A 781-nucleotide genomic window follows, 5' to 3' on the forward strand; every position below is an offset into this window, starting at 1 on the left:
TAAAGGCATTACATTTCAAAAAGCGAAAAAAAGGGGCACGCCAAATCAAAATGACTTTGGAGAGTCAATTTAAGGTTGTCTACAATTTGAAACGTATCAGAAGAATCATGAAAAAGTACGACATGATTTGTCCTATTAGAAAAGCTAATCCATATAAAAGGATCATGAAAGCTACAAAAGAACATCGAGTTGTTCCAAACTTATTAAATCGACAATTTAAGCAAGGTGTGCCCGGAAAAACACTTCTAACTGATATAACATATTTATTTTACGGTAAAGGGAAAAAAGCTTATTTATCAACGATTATGGACAGTTCCACCAATGAAATAGTGGCTTATAATGTTTCAAATCGTTTGACTATCGACTTGGCAACAGACACCCTTTTAAGGTTAAAGAAAAACAGAAAGTTTAAGAAGACAAAAGATGCCTTAATTCACTCAGATCAAGGAGTTCACTATACACACCCAAGCTTCCAAAAGTTAGTAAAAAAACTAGGGCTACTTCAATCAATGTCAAGAAAGGGGAACTGTTGGGATAACGCTCCTCAAGAATCATTCTTTGGACATTTTAAAGACGAAGCCTTTATTAAATCATGTACAAGCCTAGCTGAACTAAAACATGAAATAAAGCAATATATGAAATATTACAATCACGACAGATGCCAATGGAATTTAAAAAAGATGAGCCCTATTCAATTTAGGGATCACCTTCTTAAAACTGCCTAGGCTTTTTTAAAAATGTCCTTTACAAAGGGTACACTTTAAAGCGGTCAGGGCCTTTT

1 protein-coding gene is annotated in these 781 nt (G+C 34.2%); it reads left to right on the forward strand.

Going from position 1 to position 781, the window contains the following annotated elements; all coding sequences use genetic code 11:
• Positions 1–725, forward strand: a 725-nt coding sequence (locus MR076_RS25935) for an IS3 family transposase (protein WP_242225427.1), incomplete at its 5' end; no start/stop codon positions are given.
• Between the last annotated feature and the right edge of the window lie 56 nt (positions 726–781).

The sequence above is a fragment of the Bacillus cereus group sp. BfR-BA-01380 genome (genome assembly GCF_022663535.1).
Lineage (GTDB): Bacteria > Bacillota > Bacilli > Bacillales > Bacillaceae_G > Bacillus_A > Bacillus_A cereus_BB.